Below are 18,208 nucleotides of genomic sequence, written 5' to 3'. Positions count from 1 at the left end.
CGAAACTAGCGCCGGGCAAGAAGCGCAAACAGGAAGCCGACGCCGGCCGCGATCGCCAGTGAAGTTACCGGCTTCTCGCGCACATTGGCCGTGATCTGGGCCTCAAGATCCTTGGCGTTGCCACGCAGGCTGTCGAAGACGGCTTCGCCCTGCGCGCGCAACTGGTCGACGCCTTCGGCAGCAGCGCGCCGCGCCGTGCCGTAACCATGTTCGCCGGTCTTGGCCAATTGCTTGGTCAATTTTTCGATATCCGCCTTCAACTGCCGAATGTCGGCCTCGAGGTCGGCGTTCGTCTGACTTTCGTTGGCGGTTTTTCCTGCGGCAGTTGCCATTCTAAACTCCTTGCGTTTGCTTGGCTTCAAACGCCCGACACACATCATGGTTCCGAAATCGGAGACCGTATCCATGAAAGGGTGTTTGCAAGTGCGAGTCCAGCCCCAGATGGAGGCCTGCCTGTCAGATCAGCGGCCGACGGCCTTCGCTTAGGCCCTCCCAGCGCGCGAGATCCTTCAGCCCCTCCCCGTCGATCACTTCGCAACCGCCGTCGCGCCAAGCGATCAGCTTGCGATCGATGAGCTTGCGGATCGTCTTGTTGGTGTGGACCAGCGACAGGCCGAGCGTATCGGCGACATGCTGCTGGGTAATCGGGATTTGCACCGGCGCCTTGCCGTTGAGCCCGACTGCCGCCGCGCGGCTGGCGATGAAGGCAATGAGATAGGCGGTGCGCTCGACCGCCGTGCGCCGACCGACGCTGAGCAGGTTCTCGTCCAGCATGCGCTCCTCGCGCGACGCCAGCCAGGTAATGTCGTAAGCAAGGCCCGGATGGTTGCGGTAGAGCTCGTGCAGGTTTTCACGCTCGAAGACGCACAACAGCATGGGCGACAGCGCCTCGACCGAGTGCTGCATTTCGCCCATCAGGCTGCCCTGCAGCCCGATAAGATCGCCGGGCATGGAGTAGTTCAGGATCTGGCGCCTGCCGTCCGACAATAGTTTGTAGCGGAAGGCCCAGCCCGAAAGCACGGTGTAGAGATGAGCACTTTGGCTGCCTTCGACCAGCACTGTGGCGCCCTTGTCGACGGCCAGTTCGCCCTTCTTGAACATGCTGACATAGGCAAGCTCCTGCTTCTCGAATTCCCGGAACACCGGCAATGGCCGAAGCGGGCAGATCTCGCATGGGTACTGACGGCTGGAAAACGAACGACCATTCTGGCCAGACATTTCGATCCCTCTTTCGAAAGTCTCTTGCCAGAGACTGAGTGCTACGCCTTTGCAAGGCCGCGGTTCCGCTGCCGATGGCATGTCTTTTTTAAATGACAGGATGGCAAATAGCGATCATGACTCGCTACACTCCACTGAGGCGAATTCGAAGCTCGCTTGTGGAGTAGAGCCGGTGGGCGAACTTTTCGGATTAAGGCCTGACCGATCCCCCAAGGTCCACGATGCGGTTGACTGGAGTCACGGTACCCGATGCTGCAAGAATTGAGGAGAGATTGCCAAGTGCCGCCATTGCTTGAGGGATTGCGAATTCTTGTCTTGGAGGATGAATTCCTGATCGCCATGGATGTCGAGCAGCTTTGCCGCGACCATGGCGCGAACGACGTAGTGATTGCCCGCGCTCTGGCCGAGATCGATGAGCAGAAGGTCGTTGGCGAGTTCGACGCCGCTATCGTGGACCTCATGCTGGGCGGAACGTCCACACTCGATTTCGCCGCGCGGCTGCGCCAATCGGGCCTGCCGTTTGTCTTTGCCTCCGGCTATTCGGACCCCGATGAGATCAAAGGGTCTTTTCCCGGCATCCGCCTGGTCACCAAGCCCTATTCGGGGACCGATCTCGTCGAGGCTCTGGCGGCGGCCTGCGGCCGCGCGCCAGTCTGAGATATCTTCGATGCGTATGTGTAGAGAGCCCAGGCCCGCAAACGGGGCCTCCGCCGTCAGGCAGCGTTTGAACCCGTCACCTGGGACGAGATCGCGTCCGGCCCGTATTCGTCTTCGCCGGAGATTTTGAGGATCTCCTGCAACCGCGTGCGGGCCCGGCTGACCCGGCTCTTGATCGTTCCGACCGCACAGCCGCAGATTTCGGCGGCCTCTTCATAGGAAAAGCCTGAAGCGCCGATGAGGATGATGGCTTCGCGCTGGTCCTCGGGGAGTTGCTCGAGCGCGCCGCGGAAATCCTTGAGGTCAAGCTGGCCGTGCTGAGCCGGATGAACGGCAAGCCTGGCCGTCATGATGCCGTCGCTGTCCTGCACCTCGCGGCCGCGCTTGCGCATCTGGGAATAGAACTCGTTGCGCAGGATGGTGAACAGCCATGCCTTGAGATTGGTGCCGGGCTGAAAGCTCTCATGCTTGTCCCAAGCCTTGACCAGCGTCTCCTGCACCAGATCGTCGGCCTTGTCGGCATTCTGCGTCAGCGACACGGCAAAAGCCCGCAGGCTCGGGATCGAGCCGAGCAGGTCGGTCTTGAACCCTTGTGAGACAGCTGCCATGCCTCAGTCCTTCTTCTGTGCGGGTTCGGCCTTTTCCAGTTGGCTGAGCAACTGGGCAAAGCGATCCGGCACATTGTCCGAGACCAGCTCGTCATAATACTGTTTGAGTTTACGGCCAATTTCCGAATTCGCCCCGAGCGGGTCGCCGGAATTGGCCCGGCGCCTGTCAGCGGCGCCAGCCAGCGTTTCTTTATTCATGTCCTTCATTTCGCCCTTAAATCCAGCGCCCCGAGCCGCCCCATTACACAACGCAAAGCGGCCCCCTCGTCTGGTTGCCCATCGCACCACAAACGTCGCCCGTGCAGTTTCGTTCCACAAGTGTCGGAACTTTTTCGCAAAACCCGCGTTTGGGTGTTGGGGCTTGCAATCAGCTTGACCTGCAATCTATGCAATCACGTCATCTGAGGGAGACGTCTACCATGAGCCTTTCCGCAACCATCGCTCCGCACCTGCCGTTCCTGCGCCGCTTTTCACGCGCCGTATCCGGATCGCAGGAGAGTGGCGATGCGCTGGTCGCCGCGATGCTCGAAGCCATCATCGCCGACGTCGACATCTTCCCGCAAGCGTCAAGCGACCGCATCGCGCTCTACAAGGTATTCGCCAAACTGTTCACCTCCATTGCCATCCGCGTTCCGCAGGAGCAATCGGCATGGGAGCAGCGCGCCGCCGCCAATCTGAACGCCATTGCGCCACGGCCACGCCAGGCTTTCCTGCTGGTCGCGGTCGAAGGCTTCGGTGAAGACGAGGCAGCTGAAATTCTCGATGTCGACGCCAAGGAATTCTCCGAACTGCTTGCCCAGGCGAGCAACGAGATCTCTCGCCAGGTGGCGACCGATGTGCTGATCATCGAGGACGAGCCGCTGATCGCCATGGACATCGAGGAAATGGTCGAGAGCCTCGGCCACCACGTGGTCGGAACCGCGCGCACCCATACCGAGGCGGTGGCGATGTTCGGCAAGACAAGGCCGAAGATGGTGCTGGCCGACATTCAGCTTGCCGATGGCAGCTCGGGTATCGATGCGGTCAACGAAATCCTGTCGTCGACTTCGGTGCCGGTAATCTTCATCACCGCCTTCCCCGAACGTCTGCTGACCGGCGAGCGGCCTGAACCGGCCTTCCTCGTCACCAAGCCGTTCAATCCCGACATGGTCAAGGCGCTGATCAGCCAAGCGCTGTTCTTCGACCGGCAGGCCAAGGCCGCCGCGTGAAGTAGGGCCTTCAATCTCCAACTTTTCGCCGCCTCGCAGCGTTGGCGGCACTGGCGATCGCCTAACCCGGCGATCGGCGGCTGCCCGTCGCGCCGTATGGCGCTCACGCGCGCGAATCAATTCGCGTCCGGGCCTCTTCCAAAGACCTTCTTTTTCGGCAAATGGTGGAACAAACAGCAATCACTCACGTTCTTGATCCAGTATCGGAAGGAGACAGATCATGCTCTACTGGGCGCTCGTATTTCTCGTCGTGGCGATCATCGCCGGCGCGCTTGGTTTCGGCGGCATCGCCGGTACCTCGGCCGGTATCGCGCAAATATTGTTCTTCATCTTTCTCGCCTTCCTCGTCATCTCGCTTCTGGCCGGCCTGTTCAGACGGGCATCGTAGGAGCGGGCGAAGAACACTGGAAGCCGCACCCCTCAAACGGTTTCCAGCCACCGCCGGGCGATGTCCTCCAACGGGACATCGTCCGGCGGACCTTTTCTGGGGACCTACTCAGGAACTGAGTGATCGTTCGGTCCTGATCAGGTGGACAGGTGATTGATGCGTTCCATTGGCGGAGGCGAGAGCGGACAGGGCGACGAGGTGATCGCACTGCACCCGGCTGAAAGCGGAATGCAGCTTGGCCGGGCCTTGCTTCACGCTCTGCACAATGCCGGCATTTCCGTCCTCTATCAGGATCGTGAATTAAAGACTGTATGGGCCCGCAACATGCGTGCGCCGTGGGTTTCCGACACAGCCGACAGCAACGGCGCGTTGCCACCGGCGCAAGCTGAGCAAATCGCCGCCGCCAAAAGCAATGTGATCGCTTCCGGCAATCCGGAACGCCTTGAACTGAGTGTTCCCACCGGTGATGGCATGCGCTGGTTCCAGGTATGGGTCGATGCCGATCGGGGCCATCGCGGCGACGTGCAGGGCGTCGTCACCACGATGGTGGAAACCACCGAGCAGAAACGCCGCGAACAGACGCTGAAGACGCTGTTGCGCGAAGTCAGCCACCGCTCCAAGAACCTGTTGGCCATCATCCAGAGTATTGCCACCCAGACCGGCCGCTATTCCGAGACACCCGACGATTTCCTGAAGCGCTTTCGCGGCCGCCTGCAGTCACTGGCTTCCTCCCAGGATCTGGTAACGTCGTCGAACTGGCGGGGTGCAGCACTTCGCGAGCTTATCCGCGGCCAGGTCGTTCGCTACGGCGCCGATCCCGCGCAGAGCCTGCGCTTCAATGGCGTCAACCCCTACCTCAATCCCAACGCGGCCATTCATATTGGACTGGCAATGCACGAACTCGCCGTCAATTCATTCAGCTACGGCGCCCTGGCGCGGCCGGACGGCTTTGTCGAGGTAACCGCCGATCTGTCGAACGTCGCAGAGGCCGCAGACAAGCCGGCTTTGTCGCTGACCTGGGTCGAGGCCATTGTCGCCAATGATAACAGGCGCACCGAGAAACGCTTCGGCAGCGTTGCCCTCGAACGTGTCGTGCCGGCATCGCTGAACGGCACGGCGACGCTGGAGATCACCAGTGACCGCCTCGAATATCGCCTCGTCGTTCCGCACGGCAATTTCGAAACCGAATGAGCGGCGGGATTCCTTAACCGGCTGTTCACCATAAAATCCGATGCTGTGGTTCCCAGAGATTGCTGGATCTTGACCGATTCAACCGATGTTTCGGCCGCAGCCTGCAACGCGAGTATGGGAGGAATGATCATGACGGTTGCCGATATGAACAGGCTGGAGCAGGCCGCCCGGGTGTCCATGAGCGGCTTTCAGGATCCTGACGCTTCAGCCTCGCCTTTGCAGCACGCCTGGCATCCCTTGCTTCGCGTCGCCGCTGTCGCGCTCGTCGCCGCTGTTGTGCTGATCGTGGCGTCGCAATTGGCCTGAGCCAGATGCTCAGGTTCACGCTGCTCCCAAGCAGCCTGGCTCAGAAGCTGTCCAGCTCGTAGCCGACCAATTATTAACGCCCCTTTCGGCACAGGAACTTTGACGGCTGTGGACCGTTCTTATGGCGAGAGGACGTATCGCCGTGGAACACATCGCCGCTTTGCTTTTGGTAATTGGCTGTTCGAACAACATGACCGAATGTCGTGAACTGCCGGTGCCGGTCAGTGTTTTCGAAACCGCCGAAGCATGCACGGCAGAACGTCCATTCGCTGCCGGCGACGTGCAGGGTCAGGCCGAGCACGTCGTTGCCAAATGTCTTACGGTCGACCCCGCGCTGGAGGATGATTACGACCAGATCGTCTGGAACGTGCGCCCGGACGGCACCCTCGACGCGTCTTTGCAGATTTCCAGTGTCGTGGTCGCGTCGAACGCCACGCGCCGCGAAAAAGACTCTCTTAGCCAACAATAAGATCGAGCGGGCAAAGGCTGCTGTTTCGTGCTAAATAGCGGCTGGAGCTTACTAAAGTGAGGACAAAGTGAGGAGAGATTCTATGCGGAAATTGATTATTGCCATGGTTGCGGTGGTCGCCGTCAGCGGCTGCAGCACGACCGAGCAGGATGTCGGTGTCGGCGCCGGTGTCGGTGCTTTGGCCGGCGGACTGATCGGCGGCGGCAAGGGTGCGCTGATCGGCGCAGCCGTTGGCGCCGGTTCCGGCCTGCTGGTGCGCAACCTGCGCAACGGCTATTGCCAGTATCGCGACAATCGCGGCCGGCTCTACACCGCTCGCTGCTGATCCGCTTCAAAAGCGTCAGACAATCGCGACGGAGACCGGTCAGCCGGTCTCCGTTTGTTTGACTGCATCAGGCTGCGGGATCCTGATTTCCACCGTAAGCCCATCGATGCGAAAATCTCGGGCAATCGTGCCGCGCAATTCGCGCGTGACATTGAGGTCGATCAGCTTGGTGCCGAAGCCGGTCTTCGCCGGCGCTTCGAGTTCCTTCTGCCCGGCCTCGCGCCAGTTCAGAACCAGCATCCGCTCGGACCCGCGCCCCTCGAACGACCAGTCGACCTTGAGCGCACCCACGGAATTGCCGGCCTCGCCATATTTCAGCGCATTCGTCGCCAGTTCGTGAAAGGTCAGGCCAAGCGCCTGCGTCGTCCTCTCGTCGAGCAGCACCTGAGGCCCTGACAATATCCCTTCCGGAAGCTCCTTGCCGAACACCTGGCCGAGCTCGATGCGCAGCAGGTCGCCAAGATCGGCCTTCTGCCAGCGCGAACGCGTCAGCATATCCTGGGAAGCCGCCATTGCCTGCAGGCGGGCTGAGAAGGAAGTTGAGAACTCCTTCACGTCGGTTGCTTGCGCTGCCGTCTGGCGCGCAATCGCCAGCACCCGCGTGATCGAATTCTTGATCCGATGCTTCATCTCCTGCAGCATCAAATCCTTTTCGAGCAGGCTTTTTTCCGTCGTTTCATGCAGCAGCGACTTGGCGTCGTAGGCGCGCTCCTGGTAGCGCGCCACCAACGCGATGGCCCCGGCCAGAAGCAGGCCGAACAGCCCGAGCATGACCGGAATGGCGCGCGAGGACGGTTGCGAAAATGCACTTGTCGGCCGGAACAGCACCGTCCACGGCCGACCGGCGACGATGATCTTGCGCGTCACCAACAGCCTGTCGCCAAAGCTCGCAACCGGCGGCGTTTCCGACTGGAACAGAAGATTGTCGGCGTCGGCCGTGCCGTCATAGACCGCGGTGTTGACCGGCAGCAAAGGCGTGCGGCTGAGCGCGGTCTGGAACAGGTCGCGGGCGCGGAAGGCCGCGTAGAGAAGGCCTGATGTCGATGATCTGGACGCATTGATACCATCCGGCGCGGTTTCGACATTGAGCCTGACGAAGACCAGGAAACCGGTAAAGGTCTGCGCCGCGCCAGTGTCCTGGCCGAGCTGGACCAGACCGCTTGCGTGCTGTGCGTCATCGGCCATCGCTTTTTCGATCGCCTCGCGCCGCACCGGCTCGGTGAACATGTCGTAGCCGATGGTGGATTCGTTGGCAGGGTCGAGCGGCTCGAACAGCACGACGGGCGTGCGCCATGGCTGTGTCGTGTCCGGATAGACCGTGTGGGCGGCGCCGCGGTCGCGCAACATGTCGCGCTCGACCGCCGCTTCGTCACCGGTCTTGGCCAGCCTGAGATAGCCGATGCCGCGCAGGCCGGCGAAATTGTTATCGACATCGAGGGCGCTGAAGAAGGCCTTGAATTCGCTACCTGAAATCTCGCCATTGCGGGCGTCGAACAGCGCCTGCGTCGAGCGCAGCAGTGACAGATGCAGATCGATACGGCTTTCGATGCGGTTGAGCGCGTCGTCGGCCGTCGCCTCGAACTTGATGCGCGCCGCTTCCTGGGTCGCGAAATAGGCGAAGCCCGCCATCGTCAGGCTGATCAGTGCAACGGCAATGAAGGCAAGGATCGGGAAAAACTTCTTCAACGCAGGCCCATGGACGGTTCGGGACCTTTATGGGCAAGTCGCCGCGGCAAGACAATGGCGCGGCCAAGCCATAATGACAGCTGGCATATCATGCATATTTAGCCGGCTTATCGATCTCGAGCATCAGTGAACATGACAGCTGACGATAGCGTGGTCTCAGGCCGCGATCTTCAGCGCACCCGGACCGGGAATGGCGCCGGGCGGGCACTTTCCCAGGATGATCATGCCGAGCACTTCGTCCTGCGTCACATCGGTGGTGAGCGCGGTGCCGACGACCTGGCCGTTCTTCATTACGCAGACCCGGTCGGCAAGCTCGAACACGTCGTGAATGTCGTGGCTGATCAGGAAAATGCCGATGCCGTCGGCCTTGAGCTGCTTTACCAGTTCGCCGACCTGCGCCGTCTCCTGCGGCCCAAGCGCGGCCGTCGGTTCGTCCATGATCAGGATGCGGGCGTTGAACAGGATGGCGCGTGCGATCGCCACCGACTGGCGCTGGCCGCCCGATAGCTTGATCACGGGCTCCTTGAAGCGCTGGAAGCGCGGATTGAGCCGGCCCATCACCTTGCGCGCCTCGGCCTCCATGGCGACATCGTCGAGTGTCCCCCACGCGGTCATCAGTTCGCGGCCGAGGAAGAGGTTGGCGGCAGCGTCGACATTGTCGGCCAGCGCAAGCGTCTGGTAGATCGTTTCGATGCCGTATTTCTTGGCGTCGCGCGGATTGGAGATCGAGGCCTCCTGGCCGTTGACCAAGATCTGGCCGGCATCGCGCTTGTAGGCGCCCGACAGGATCTTGATCAGCGTCGACTTACCGGCGCCGTTGTGGCCAAGCAGCGCCACCACTTCGCCCGGGAAAAGATCGATGGACGCATCGTCGACGGCGCGAATGCCACCGAACGCGATCGAGATGTTGCGCATGTCGATCAGTGGCGTACCGGTGGGAGCAGTTTTTTCCATAATCGTTCCTCCCTAGACGCGCTTGCGGTAGACGGTGTCGAGCCAGACGGCGATGACCAGGACAGCGCCAACGACAATGCTCTGCAGCGGCGAGTCGATGCCGAGCAGCACCATGCCGGATTGCAGCGACTGCATCAGTAGCGCGCCGAGCATGGCGCCCATCACCGTTCCGGCGCCGCCCGCGAGCGACGTGCCGCCGATGACAGCGGCCGCGATCACCAAAAGCTCGTCCAGTGTGCCCAGCGCATTGGTTGACGCATTGAGACGGGCCGACGAGATCGCCGCGCTGATTGCAGCCAGCACACCCATGATCATGAACACCTTCATGGTCACCCAGCGCGTGTTGATGCCGGCGAGTTCCGCTGCCTCCGGATTGCCCCCGATGGCGAAGACATAGCGGCCGAAACGCGTGCGCTTGGTGATGAACGTCATGATGATGCCGACAATCACCGCCATTAGCACCGGTATGGCGATGCCATGCGCGATGAACAGCCCGCCTTCGGGAACGGTGATGCCGTTCTGCTGTGCGTACTGGCGCACGATGCCGATCGGCCATGGATAGGAATTGGCGATCCACACGGCGCCGAGCATGGCCGCGCAAGTGACCACGCCAAGCAAGGTCTCGGCCCAGACGGGGCGCAGTGGAAAGCTGAAGCGCTTGCGCTGTGAGCGACCGTTGAGCAGCGCGAAGGCGACCGCCGCGCAGGCGACGATGCCGACGATCCAGCTGGCAGCGGCGCCAATCGAGCCGCGTGGTCCGCCGCCCATCAGCTGGAAGGTGGCGTCGAGTGGCGCGACCGTGCGCCCGCTGGTGATGAGCCATGCCATGCCACGCCAGACCAGCAGGCCACCAAGCGTCACGATGAAGGCCGGAACCTGCATATAGGCGATGATGAAGCCCTGGAACGCGCCGATCAGCAGACCAAGCACCACGCCGGCGGCAAGCGCGACGACCCAGAGCCAGGGGTTTCCAAGCTGGAAGCCGATGACGCGAATCAGGAATTCGGCCTGTGCCACGCCCATGATCATGCCGATCACGCCTTCGACGGAGCCCACCGAAAGGTCGATGTTGCGCATGACGATGACCAGTACCATGCCGGTCGCCATGATCGCGACCGAGGACGTCTGCACCGACAGGTTCCAAAGATTGCGCGGCGTCAGGAAAAGCCCACCCGACAGGATATGTATGCCGACCCAGATGACCAGCAGCGCGCCGACCATGCCGAGCATGCGCGTGTCGAGCTCGGTCGCTTTCAGGAACCGGGCGACCGCGCCGAGTTCAGACGCTCGTGCCGTATCGGCCTGCGGATTTGAGGTCGTGTCGGTCATGATGTCCTCCAGCGGCTTGCCGTCTGGCGCGGATGCCGGACCACAGCCTAGAAGTTTGCCGCCGATGGCGGAAACACACAATTCTCGTAGAGAAAACGCCGCGGCTTGACAGCCGCGGCGCCTCATTTCTTCAAGTCGTCGAGATCAGTTGCAAGCCGCGACGCTGCCGGCGGCGACGCCTGTGCAGACTTCGTCCTTCTTGATCCAGCCGGCGTCGATGACGACGTTGAGGTTGTCCTTGGTGATCGCGACGGGGGTCAGGAACAGCGACTTGACGGTGTTGCCGCCAGGCGTGGTGAAGTCCTTGGCGCCGGCAATGTCGCCCGTCTTCTTGCCATCGGCAAGCTGCGAGGCGATCTCGGCGGCGTTCTTGCCGAGTTCGCGCGCGTCTTTCCACACCGACACCGTCTGCGTGCCGAGCGCGATGCGGTTCAGGGCGGCATGGTCGCCGTCCTGGCCCGAGACCGGAACCGTTCCGGCAAGGCCCTGCGCCGTCAGCGCGGCGACAACGCCGCCGGCGGTGCCGTCATTGGCCGCAACCACGGCATCGACCTTGTTGTCATTGGCGGTCAGGAACTGTTCCATGTTCTTCTGGGCGTTGGCCGGCAGCCAGCCATCGGTATAGGCCTCGCCGACATTCTTGATCTTGCCCGAGTCGATGGCTTCCTTGAGCACTTCCATCGAGCCCGAGAACAGGAAATCGGCATTCGGATCCGAGCCCGAGCCCTTGATGAAGACATAGTTGCCTTCGGGCTTCGCCTTGAACACTTCGCGGGCCTGCATGCGGCCGACTTCCTTGTTGTCGAAGGTCAGGTAGAAGACGTCCTTGTTCTCGATCAGGCGATCATAGCCGACGACCGGAATGCCTTCGTCCAGCGCCTTCTGCACCGCCGGGCCGATGGCCGAGGCGTCCTGCGCCAGGATGATCAGCGAGTTGGCGCCCTGCGAGATCAGGCTTTCGACGTCGGTCAGCTGCTTGCCGGGATTGGACTGCGCGTCGGCCGAAATGTACTTGTCGCCGGCGGCTTCGATCGCCGTTTTCATCGCCGCCTCGTCGGTCTTCCAGCGCTCTTCCTGGAAGTTCGACCACGACACGCCGATGACCTTGTCCTTCGCCTGCGCGACCGACATCAGCGCCAGCGACATGGCGACACCCGCCAGCATGGCGGCTGCAAATCTGTTCATTATAACCCTCCCTGCGCCGCCCACGGCGCGACAAAACCGGCCCGAAGGCCTGCACAAAGAGGCTCCATTTTTTCGAGCCTCGAAAAAATACTGGTTCAATGATAAGGCACTGTCAACATCGATTATGATGGATTCTGATGGCGTTGCCGAATTTTTTCGAGCTCCGCAATAAACAATGACAGGGCTGCCGGCGTCTGCCAATATTTGGCTGGTGCCGTCGAACGCCTTCACTATCATGAGGCGCGAGGAGGCCGGGAGGAAAACAAATGTCGGTTGGGATCCGCCACGACGATCTGCGCCGTCGCAACCGTGCGATGGTGATTTCGGCCGTGCGCCGGGCCGGCCAGCCGTCGCGGACCGAGATTGCGGCGACCACCGGCCTCAGCCATTCGACGATATCGGCAATCTCGTCTGATCTAATTCAAGAAGGCATCCTGATTGAAGGCAAGCCTGGCGAGACCGGCTCGCTGAAACGCGGCCGGCCGCAGGTCGGCCTTGGCCTCAACCCGGAAGCGGCGGCGGTCATGACCGTGGTGCTGTCGCTGAACTTCCTCTCCGTCACCGTCATCGACTATGCCGGCCAGGTGGTCGCGGAAGAACAGCGCCGGCTCGACACGCTGACCATGCCGCGCGACGAGCTGATCGGCGAATGCGTAGCAATCGTCGGGCGGCGTCTCGCGGACCCGGACCTCGATGTCCAGAGCATCGCCCGCATTGCCATGGGCATCCAGGGCATCACCGATTCGCAGGCGCGGGCCATGCTGTGGTCGCCAATCACGCCACTGACCGACATTGCCTTCGCCGACATGTTGGAAGCGGAATTCGGCATTCCTGCCACCATGGAGAACGACTGCAATATGATGGCGGTGGCCCTGCAATGGCGCCAGCCCGAGCGCTACCGCGACAATTTCATCGCGATCCTCTTGTCGCACGGCATCGGCATGGGGCTGGTGCTGAAAGGCGAACTGTTCACCGGCACCCATTCCTCGGGCGGCGAGTTCGGCCACATGATCCACCGTCCGGGCGGCGCGCTCTGCCGCTGCGGGCGGCGCGGCTGCGTCGAGGCCTATGCCGGAAACTACGCCATCTGGCGCAGCGCCAAAATGATGAGCGAAGATGCCGAGCCGGTCGATATCGGCGACGCTGATATGCGCGCACTCGCCGCGCGCGCCCGCGAAACCGATGGCCCGGAGCGCGAAGCCTATCGCAAGGCCGGTGAGGCGCTCGGCTTCGGCCTCGGCAGCCTGTTTGCACTGATCGATCCGGCACCCGTCGCCATGGTCGGCGTCAGCGCCGCCGCCTTCGACTTGATCGAACCGGCATTGCGCGAAGCGATCGCCCAGACCGCCGGCGGCCAGCACTCGAAATCGATCTCCTTCGACACCGAGCCCAACGAGCTGCCGCTGATCCGCGAAGGCTGTGCCATGCGCGCGCTCGGCTTCGTCGATCAGGAGATTTTCGCGCCGGGCATTCAGGCCAAATCCGGCAAGCATGTCGCCTGAATGGCCGGCAACGGCGCGACGCGCAGCATCCTAGTCTTCCCTGATCGCGTAGCCGGCGCCGCGAATGGTACGGATGACATCCGGCATGCGGCCGTTGTTGACCGCTTTGCGTAAGCGCCCGACATGGACGTCGACGGTTCGCTCGTCGATATAGATCGTCTCGCCCCAGACATTGTCGAGCAGTTGGCTGCGCGAGAACACGCGGCCGGGATGGCGCATCATGAATTCGAGCAGCCGGAACTCGGTCGGTCCGAGCCTGATCTCGCTCTTCTTGCGGTAGACACGGTGCGACTCGCGGTCGAGCACGATGTCGCCGACCTTGAGCACGCTGGACAGCACTTCCGGCTTGGCCCGGCGCAGCAGCGCCTTCACGCGCGCCATGAACTCCGGCGTCGAGAATGGCTTGACCAGATAGTCGTCGGCACCGGTGGACAGGCCGCGCACGCGATCGCTTTCCTCACCGCGCGCGGTCAGCATGATGATCGGCAGCCGCTCGGTTTCGGGCCGCACTCTAAGCCGCCGGCAGAGCTCGATGCCGGAAACAGCGGGCACCATCCAGTCGAGCACCAGGAGATCGGGCACGTTTTCCTGCAGGCGGATCTCGGCCTCGTCGCCGCGTGTCACCACCTCGACCTGATAGCCTTCGGATTCGAGGTTGTAGCGGAGGAGCACGCCCAGCGGCTCCTCGTCCTCCACGACCATGATGCGTGGCGCGATCATAGGCAGTTCACCCTCATCAGGCCGGCGTGGCCATCGCCGTCTCGTCCTGCTTCGGACGATTGGCGGGCAATTGCTGGCCGGTCAGCACATAATACGCATTTTCGGCGATGTTGGTGACATGATCGCCGATGCGCTCAAGATTCTTGGCGCAGAACAAGAGATGCGTGCAGGCGGTGATGTTGCGAGGGTCTTCCATCATGTAGGTCAAGAGCTCACGAAACACGGACGTGTATTTGACGTCGATGCGCTCGTCGTCATTCCTGAGTTTTGCAAGCGCTGCCGCATCGGTGGCGGCATATTCCTCGACGACGCCTTGCACCTGGATCAGCACCAGTTGCGCCATGGCATCGATGGAGTGCGAGAGGTCGCGCGGCGTGACGCTCAAGCCCACGGTGCCGACGCGTTTGGCGATGTTCTTGGCGAGGTCGCCGATGCGCTCGAGGTCGCCCGCCATGCGGATCGAGCCGACCACGGCGCGCAGATCGTTGGCCATCGGCTGGCGCTTGGCGATCAGCGTGATGGCGCGGTCGTCCAGTTCGCGCTGGCGCGCATCCATGATGGCGTCGTCGGAAACGACACGCTGTGCCAGCGCATTGTCCGAATTGAGCAGCGCCCTGGTCGAGCCGCTGACCATCGAGCCTGCCAGATCGCCCATGTCGCGGATCAGCTTGCTGATCTGCCCGAGCTCTTCATCGAAGGAGGCGACGGTATGTTCACCCATGATCTTGGTCCTCGTGCCTAAAAATTCACCCGCCGGACGGCTCAGCCGAAGCGGCCGGTAATGTAGTCCTGGGTGCGCTTGTCGTCGGGGTTGGTGAACATCTTGTCGGTGACGCCCTCCTCGACGAGATAGCCGAGATGGAACATCGCCGTGCGCTGCGAGACGCGCGCCGCCTGCTGCATCGAGTGGGTGACGATGACGATCGTGTAGTTCTGGCGCAGTTCGTCGATCAGCTCCTCGACACGGGCGGTGGCGATCGGATCGAGCGCCGAGCAGGGCTCGTCCATCAGGATCACCTCCGGCGACACGGCGATGGCGCGCGCGATGCACAGGCGCTGCTGCTGGCCGCCGGACAGGCCGGTGCCGGGCTCCTGCAGGCGGTCCTTGACCTCGTTCCAGATCGCAGCCTTCTTCAGGCTCTGCTCGACGATCTGGTCCATGTCGGACTTGCGCTTGGCCAGCCCATGGATGCGCGGGCCGTAGGCGACGTTCTCGTAGATCGACTTCGGGAACGGGTTGGGTTTCTGGAACACCATGCCGACGCGGGCGCGCAGTTCGACGACATCGATGTTCTTGTCGTAGATGTCGTCTTCATCGAGCGTGATCTTGCCGGTCACCCGCGCCGAATCGATGGTGTCGTTCATGCGGTTGAGGCAGCGCAGGAAGGTCGACTTGCCGCAGCCGGACGGGCCGATCAGCGCCGTCACCTGGTTCTGGCGGACGTCGAGATTGACGTCGAACAACGCCTGCTTCTCGCCGTAGAAGACGCCGACCTTGTCGCCGCGCATCTTGATGACTTCGTTCGACTTGGCGTTCATTTTGTCGCCCACTGCATTCTCAAGGGACTGTTCGGTCATGATGTTCATACCAAATTGCCTTTTTTCTACCAGCGCCGCTCGAAGCGGCGCCGGAGCACGATCGCGGTGATGTTCATGGCCATGAGGAAGACGAGCAGGATGATGATGGCGCCGGACATGCGCTCGACAAAAGCGCGCTCAGCCTCGTTTGCCCACATATAGATCTGAACCGGCAGCGCGGTCGCCGGATCGAAAGGCGTCGTCGGATAATCGGCGACGAAAGCGACCATGCCGATCAAGAGCAGCGGTGCTGTCTCGCCGAGCGCACGCGCCAGGCCGATGATGGTGCCGGTAAGGATGCCTGGGGCGGCAAGCGGCAGGATGTGGTGGAACACCATCTGCATCTTGGAGGTGCCGAGGCCGAGCGCCGCCGAGCGGATCGACGGCGGCACCGCGGCGAGGGCGGCGCGCGTGGCGATGATGATGGTCGGCAGCGTCATCAAGGTCAGCACCAGGCCGCCGACGAAGGAAGCCGAGCGCGGCATGCCGAGGAAGTTGATGAACACGGCAAGGCCAAGCAGACCGAAGACGATCGACGGCACCGCCGCGAGATTGTTGATGTTGACTTCGATCAGGTCCGTAAAGCGGTTCTTCTTGGCGAACTCCTCCAGATAGATCGAGGCGGCGACGCCGATCGGCAGCGCCAGCAAAAGCACGATCACCATCATGTAGAACGAACCGATGATGGCCACGCCCATGCCCGACGTCTCGGGCCGGCTGGAGGCGCCATAGCTGAACAGGCCGGTGTTGAAATGCTCGGCCATCGCGCCTTCGGCTTTGAGCTTGTTCATCCAGTCGATCTGCTGGTTGGACACCTTGCGGCGCGCTTCATCGACGCCGAGGTCGATCTGGCCCTTGAAGGCCGAGTCGAGATTGGCGGCGGCCAGGATGTCGACGTCACGCGTCGTGCCGATCACCGACGGATCGGCGGAGACGATGTCGCGCAGCTGCACGCGGGCGCCTTCCGACAGGAAGCCCTTGAGCTTCAGCATCATCGGCTTGTTGGCCGGATCGATGCCGAGCTTGGCCACCAGTGCGTTTTCGGCGAGCTTGGGATAGTTCGCCTTGATCAGCACGGTAGGGTCGGTCGCGCGCTTGCCGGAGGGATCGATCACCTTCTCGTCGAAGGTGACCGGCAGCGTCACCGTCGTCTGCCAGAAGGCGGTGTAGCCTTTCGAGACGATGGTGATCAGCATGATGGCCAGGAACGCCAGGCCCACCGAGATCGCAATCACGCCATAGATGCGGAACCGGCGTTCGGCGGCATAGCGCGCCTTCAGCCCGATGTCGCGGCGCGGTCGCGCGACGGCGCCCGCCATCGTGTCCAGGGGGATGTCGGTCATTCGTACTGCTCCCGGTACTTGCGCACGATGTAGAGGGCGACGATGTTCATCACCAGCGTCAGCGCGAACAGCGTCAGGCCGAGCGCGAAGGCGACCAGCGTCTGCGGCGAGTTGAACTCGAGGTCGCCGGTCAGCTGGTTGACGATCTTGACGGTGATGGTCGTCATCGCCTCGAACGGATTGGCCGTCAGATTGGCGGCGACGCCCGCCGCCAGCACGACGATCATCGTCTCGCCGATGGCGCGCGACGCCGTCAACAGGATGGCGCCGACGATGCCGGGCAGTGCCGCCGGCAGGATCACCCGCTTGATCGTCTCGGAGCGGGTGGCGCCGAGGCCGAGCGAGCCGTCACGCATTGCGCGCGGCACCGCGGTGATGATGTCGTCGGACAAAGAGGACACGACCGGGATCAGCATGACGCCCATCACCAGACCGGCGGTGAAGATGCTCTGGCCCTGGATGAAGGGCGAGCCGCCGGTGAGTGCCGCCGACAGGTCGCGCAAGAACGGTCCGAGCGTGACAACGGCGAAGATGCCGTAGACGATGGTCGGAATGCCGGCCAGCAGTTCCAACGCCGGCTTGACCACCGAGCGCACACCGCGCGAGGCATATTCGGACATGTAGACCGCCGACATCAGCCCGACCGGCACTGCGACCAGAAGCGCGACGGCGGCGATGTAGAGCGTGCCGGCGAGTAGCGGGATCAGGCCGAACTGACCCTGGCTGCCGCCGGAACCGGCGGCGGCGAAACGCGGATCCCACACCGTGCCGAAGAAGAAGCTCATCGGCGATACGCTCTCGAAGAAGGTGATCGTCTGGAACAGCATCGACAGCACGATGCCGACCGTGGTCAGGATGGCGATGGTCGAGGCCGCAAGCAGCCCCCACAGCATCAGCTTCTCGACATTGTTGCGCGCCCTGGCGCGCGGCGCGATCTGCCTCAGCGCATAGAAGGCGCCGGCGACCGACAGCGCGAAGGTCAGCACGGCGCCGAACAGGCCGAGCCGGTCCTGGACCTGGTTCGCCTCGACCGCGATCGGGATCATATAGTCCTGTGTGTCGCTGGCCAGTGCCACGCCCTTGGCGGCGAGCAGCGGCTGCAATTCGGCGAAAGTAGCGGGAAGTGCGGTATCGCCATCGAGCCGGCGCAGGCCCTTGGCCAGGCTCTTCACCAGGCTGGCGTCGAGCGCTTCGCTGGCCACCTTTGTGTCGGCGGTGCGCTCGGGCAAAGCGGCATGGATGTGCCGGTCGAGATAGAAGGAAGAGCCGATATCCCAGACGGCGAGCAGCAGGACGGCAGGCAGGACCGCGAGCAGAAAGGCCCACCAGCCATGATAATGCGCGCGCGAATGCGGCTTGACCTTGCCGGTATCCTGCGCCGCTGCGCGCTGGCGGCCGATCACAAAAGCGACCACGCCTATGGCGATGACTATGGCGAGTACGAGCAAGGACGACATCACCCACCCCAGGGAAAATTCAGATCGCCGCCACCGTTGCGGCAAGCGGCGAAATCAGGGCGCGGATTTGGTCCGCGCCCTGAT

Annotated in this window: 21 protein-coding genes; 8 read left to right on the top strand and 13 right to left on the bottom strand. The window is 62.5% G+C overall.

The window, feature by feature from the left end:
* Window positions 1-5 precede the first annotated feature (5 nt).
* The gene (locus tag NL532_RS06690; RefSeq protein ID WP_023670092.1) at window positions 6-332 is read right to left on the bottom strand and encodes an ElaB/YgaM/YqjD family protein; all 327 of its coding nucleotides are present in this window, start codon (window positions 330-332) and stop codon (window positions 6-8) included.
* A gap of 124 nt (window positions 333-456) precedes the next feature.
* Window positions 457-1,218 (bottom strand): Crp/Fnr family transcriptional regulator, encoded by a 762-nt coding sequence (locus NL532_RS06685; protein ID WP_023670093.1) that lies wholly within the window; start codon window positions 1,216-1,218, stop codon window positions 457-459.
* A gap of 339 nt (window positions 1,219-1,557) precedes the next feature.
* Between NL532_RS06685 and NL532_RS06680 the strand changes: the two genes are divergently transcribed.
* Window positions 1,558-1,875, top strand: a complete 318-nt coding sequence (locus tag NL532_RS06680; RefSeq protein ID WP_050485906.1) for a response regulator — start codon at window positions 1,558-1,560, stop codon at window positions 1,873-1,875.
* A 56-nt stretch (window positions 1,876-1,931) separates the two neighbouring features.
* Here NL532_RS06680 and NL532_RS06675 read toward each other — a convergent pair whose 3' ends face one another.
* Both NL532_RS06675 and NL532_RS06670 read right to left on the bottom strand, forming a co-directional pair.
* On the bottom strand, window positions 1,932-2,483 hold the full coding sequence (locus NL532_RS06675; protein WP_023670095.1) for a sigma-70 family RNA polymerase sigma factor: 552 nt from the start codon (window positions 2,481-2,483) through the stop codon (window positions 1,932-1,934).
* A 3-nt stretch (window positions 2,484-2,486) separates the two neighbouring features.
* Window positions 2,487-2,690 carry a NepR family anti-sigma factor gene (locus tag NL532_RS06670; RefSeq protein WP_023670096.1) on the bottom strand — a complete coding sequence of 68 codons (204 nt, stop codon included), beginning with the start codon at window positions 2,688-2,690 and terminating at the stop codon, window positions 2,487-2,489.
* 212 nt (window positions 2,691-2,902) lie between these two features.
* Between NL532_RS06670 and NL532_RS06665 the strand changes: the two genes are divergently transcribed.
* The 6 genes from NL532_RS06665 (at window position 2,903) to NL532_RS06640 (ending at window position 6,370) form a co-directional block, all read left to right on the top strand.
* Entirely contained in the window at window positions 2,903-3,691 is a 789-nt protein-coding gene (locus tag NL532_RS06665; protein WP_023828383.1) for a response regulator, read from the top strand.
* A 220-nt stretch (window positions 3,692-3,911) separates the two neighbouring features.
* Window positions 3,912-4,079 carry a DUF1328 domain-containing protein gene (locus tag NL532_RS06660; protein WP_023670098.1) on the top strand — a complete coding sequence of 56 codons (168 nt, stop codon included), beginning with the start codon at window positions 3,912-3,914 and terminating at the stop codon, window positions 4,077-4,079.
* 156 nt (window positions 4,080-4,235) lie between these two features.
* Window positions 4,236-5,270 carry a sensor histidine kinase gene (locus NL532_RS06655; protein ID WP_023670099.1) on the top strand — a complete coding sequence of 345 codons (1,035 nt, stop codon included), beginning with the start codon at window positions 4,236-4,238 and terminating at the stop codon, window positions 5,268-5,270.
* Between the two features lie 129 nt (window positions 5,271-5,399).
* Window positions 5,400-5,576, top strand: a complete 177-nt coding sequence (locus tag NL532_RS06650) for a hypothetical protein (RefSeq protein WP_023670100.1) — start codon at window positions 5,400-5,402, stop codon at window positions 5,574-5,576.
* 142 nt (window positions 5,577-5,718) lie between these two features.
* The gene (locus NL532_RS06645) at window positions 5,719-6,045 is read left to right on the top strand and encodes a hypothetical protein (protein ID WP_023670101.1); all 327 of its coding nucleotides are present in this window, start codon (window positions 5,719-5,721) and stop codon (window positions 6,043-6,045) included.
* 82 nt (window positions 6,046-6,127) lie between these two features.
* Window positions 6,128-6,370: a YMGG-like glycine zipper-containing protein gene (locus NL532_RS06640; RefSeq protein WP_023670102.1), complete on the top strand. Its 243-nt coding sequence runs from the start codon at window positions 6,128-6,130 to the stop codon at window positions 6,368-6,370.
* Window positions 6,371-6,409: 39 nt separating this feature from the next.
* Here NL532_RS06640 and NL532_RS06635 read toward each other — a convergent pair whose 3' ends face one another.
* The 4 genes from NL532_RS06635 to xylF form a co-directional block, all read right to left on the bottom strand.
* Window positions 6,410-8,056 (bottom strand): CHASE domain-containing protein, encoded by a 1,647-nt coding sequence (locus NL532_RS06635; RefSeq protein WP_023670103.1) that lies wholly within the window; start codon window positions 8,054-8,056, stop codon window positions 6,410-6,412.
* A gap of 156 nt (window positions 8,057-8,212) precedes the next feature.
* Window positions 8,213-9,010, bottom strand: a complete 798-nt coding sequence (locus tag NL532_RS06630) for an ATP-binding cassette domain-containing protein (protein ID WP_023683966.1) — start codon at window positions 9,008-9,010, stop codon at window positions 8,213-8,215.
* A gap of 12 nt (window positions 9,011-9,022) precedes the next feature.
* The gene (locus NL532_RS06625; protein WP_023828382.1) at window positions 9,023-10,339 is read right to left on the bottom strand and encodes a sugar ABC transporter permease; all 1,317 of its coding nucleotides are present in this window, start codon (window positions 10,337-10,339) and stop codon (window positions 9,023-9,025) included.
* 144 nt (window positions 10,340-10,483) lie between these two features.
* Complete coding sequence (gene xylF / locus NL532_RS06620; RefSeq protein WP_023683968.1) at window positions 10,484-11,524, bottom strand: D-xylose ABC transporter substrate-binding protein; 1,041 nt, start codon at window positions 11,522-11,524, stop codon at window positions 10,484-10,486.
* Window positions 11,525-11,790: 266 nt separating this feature from the next.
* Here xylF and NL532_RS06615 point away from each other — a divergent pair, with 266 nt between their 5' ends.
* On the top strand, window positions 11,791-13,026 hold the full coding sequence (locus NL532_RS06615; protein WP_023683969.1) for an ROK family protein: 1,236 nt from the start codon (window positions 11,791-11,793) through the stop codon (window positions 13,024-13,026).
* Between the two features lie 30 nt (window positions 13,027-13,056).
* Here the strand turns inward: NL532_RS06615 and phoB are convergent, their stop codons facing one another.
* From phoB to pstC, 5 genes are read right to left on the bottom strand one after another with little or no spacing between them, the layout of a single operon-like run.
* Window positions 13,057-13,746 carry a phosphate regulon transcriptional regulator PhoB gene (gene phoB / locus NL532_RS06610; protein ID WP_023822590.1) on the bottom strand — a complete coding sequence of 230 codons (690 nt, stop codon included), beginning with the start codon at window positions 13,744-13,746 and terminating at the stop codon, window positions 13,057-13,059.
* 16 nt (window positions 13,747-13,762) lie between these two features.
* On the bottom strand, window positions 13,763-14,467 hold the full coding sequence (gene phoU, locus NL532_RS06605) for a phosphate signaling complex protein PhoU (RefSeq protein WP_023670109.1): 705 nt from the start codon (window positions 14,465-14,467) through the stop codon (window positions 13,763-13,765).
* Between the two features lie 41 nt (window positions 14,468-14,508).
* Window positions 14,509-15,333: a phosphate ABC transporter ATP-binding protein PstB gene (gene pstB / locus NL532_RS06600; RefSeq protein ID WP_023754147.1), complete on the bottom strand. Its 825-nt coding sequence runs from the start codon at window positions 15,331-15,333 to the stop codon at window positions 14,509-14,511.
* A gap of 17 nt (window positions 15,334-15,350) precedes the next feature.
* A complete protein-coding gene (gene pstA / locus NL532_RS06595) occupies window positions 15,351-16,667 on the bottom strand; it encodes a phosphate ABC transporter permease PstA (protein ID WP_023828381.1) in 1,317 nt (438 codons plus the stop codon).
* Entirely contained in the window at window positions 16,664-18,124 is a 1,461-nt protein-coding gene (gene pstC, locus NL532_RS06590; protein ID WP_023706293.1) for a phosphate ABC transporter permease subunit PstC, read from the bottom strand. Before pstC ends, pstA begins: the two co-directional genes overlap by 4 nt.
* Window positions 18,125-18,208: the final 84 nt, after the last annotated feature.

Origin of the sequence: Mesorhizobium sp. C120A (assembly GCF_030323105.1) — a bacterium.
Taxonomy (GTDB): Bacteria; Pseudomonadota; Alphaproteobacteria; order Rhizobiales; family Rhizobiaceae; genus Mesorhizobium.
Note: the sequence above shows the minus strand (reverse complement) of the source record. Positions and strands in the feature narration are given on the sequence as shown.

Coding starts and splice junctions, on each gene's coding strand:
- phoB (WP_023822590.1), bottom strand. CDS start 13,746: ATGATCGCGCCACGCATCATGGTCGTGGAGGACGAGGAGCCGCTGGGC.
- pstC (WP_023706293.1), bottom strand. CDS start 18,124: ATGTCGTCCTTGCTCGTACTCGCCATAGTCATCGCCATAGGCGTGGTC.
- NL532_RS06615 (WP_023683969.1), top strand. CDS start 11,791: ATGTCGGTTGGGATCCGCCACGACGATCTGCGCCGTCGCAACCGTGCG.
- NL532_RS06680 (WP_050485906.1), top strand. CDS start 1,558: ATGGATGTCGAGCAGCTTTGCCGCGACCATGGCGCGAACGACGTAGTG.
- NL532_RS06625 (WP_023828382.1), bottom strand. CDS start 10,339: ATGACCGACACGACCTCAAATCCGCAGGCCGATACGGCACGAGCGTCT.
- NL532_RS06670 (WP_023670096.1), bottom strand. CDS start 2,690: ATGAAGGACATGAATAAAGAAACGCTGGCTGGCGCCGCTGACAGGCGC.
- NL532_RS06650 (WP_023670100.1), top strand. CDS start 5,400: ATGACGGTTGCCGATATGAACAGGCTGGAGCAGGCCGCCCGGGTGTCC.
- phoU (WP_023670109.1), bottom strand. CDS start 14,467: ATGGGTGAACATACCGTCGCCTCCTTCGATGAAGAGCTCGGGCAGATC.
- NL532_RS06690 (WP_023670092.1), bottom strand. CDS start 332: ATGGCAACTGCCGCAGGAAAAACCGCCAACGAAAGTCAGACGAACGCC.
- pstB (WP_023754147.1), bottom strand. CDS start 15,333: ATGAACATCATGACCGAACAGTCCCTTGAGAATGCAGTGGGCGACAAA.
- NL532_RS06630 (WP_023683966.1), bottom strand. CDS start 9,010: ATGGAAAAAACTGCTCCCACCGGTACGCCACTGATCGACATGCGCAAC.
- pstA (WP_023828381.1), bottom strand. CDS start 16,667: ATGACCGACATCCCCCTGGACACGATGGCGGGCGCCGTCGCGCGACCG.
- xylF (WP_023683968.1), bottom strand. CDS start 11,524: ATGAACAGATTTGCAGCCGCCATGCTGGCGGGTGTCGCCATGTCGCTG.
- NL532_RS06660 (WP_023670098.1), top strand. CDS start 3,912: ATGCTCTACTGGGCGCTCGTATTTCTCGTCGTGGCGATCATCGCCGGC.
- NL532_RS06655 (WP_023670099.1), top strand. CDS start 4,236: ATGCGTTCCATTGGCGGAGGCGAGAGCGGACAGGGCGACGAGGTGATC.
- NL532_RS06675 (WP_023670095.1), bottom strand. CDS start 2,483: ATGGCAGCTGTCTCACAAGGGTTCAAGACCGACCTGCTCGGCTCGATC.
- NL532_RS06685 (WP_023670093.1), bottom strand. CDS start 1,218: ATGTCTGGCCAGAATGGTCGTTCGTTTTCCAGCCGTCAGTACCCATGC.
- NL532_RS06640 (WP_023670102.1), top strand. CDS start 6,128: ATGCGGAAATTGATTATTGCCATGGTTGCGGTGGTCGCCGTCAGCGGC.
- NL532_RS06665 (WP_023828383.1), top strand. CDS start 2,903: ATGAGCCTTTCCGCAACCATCGCTCCGCACCTGCCGTTCCTGCGCCGC.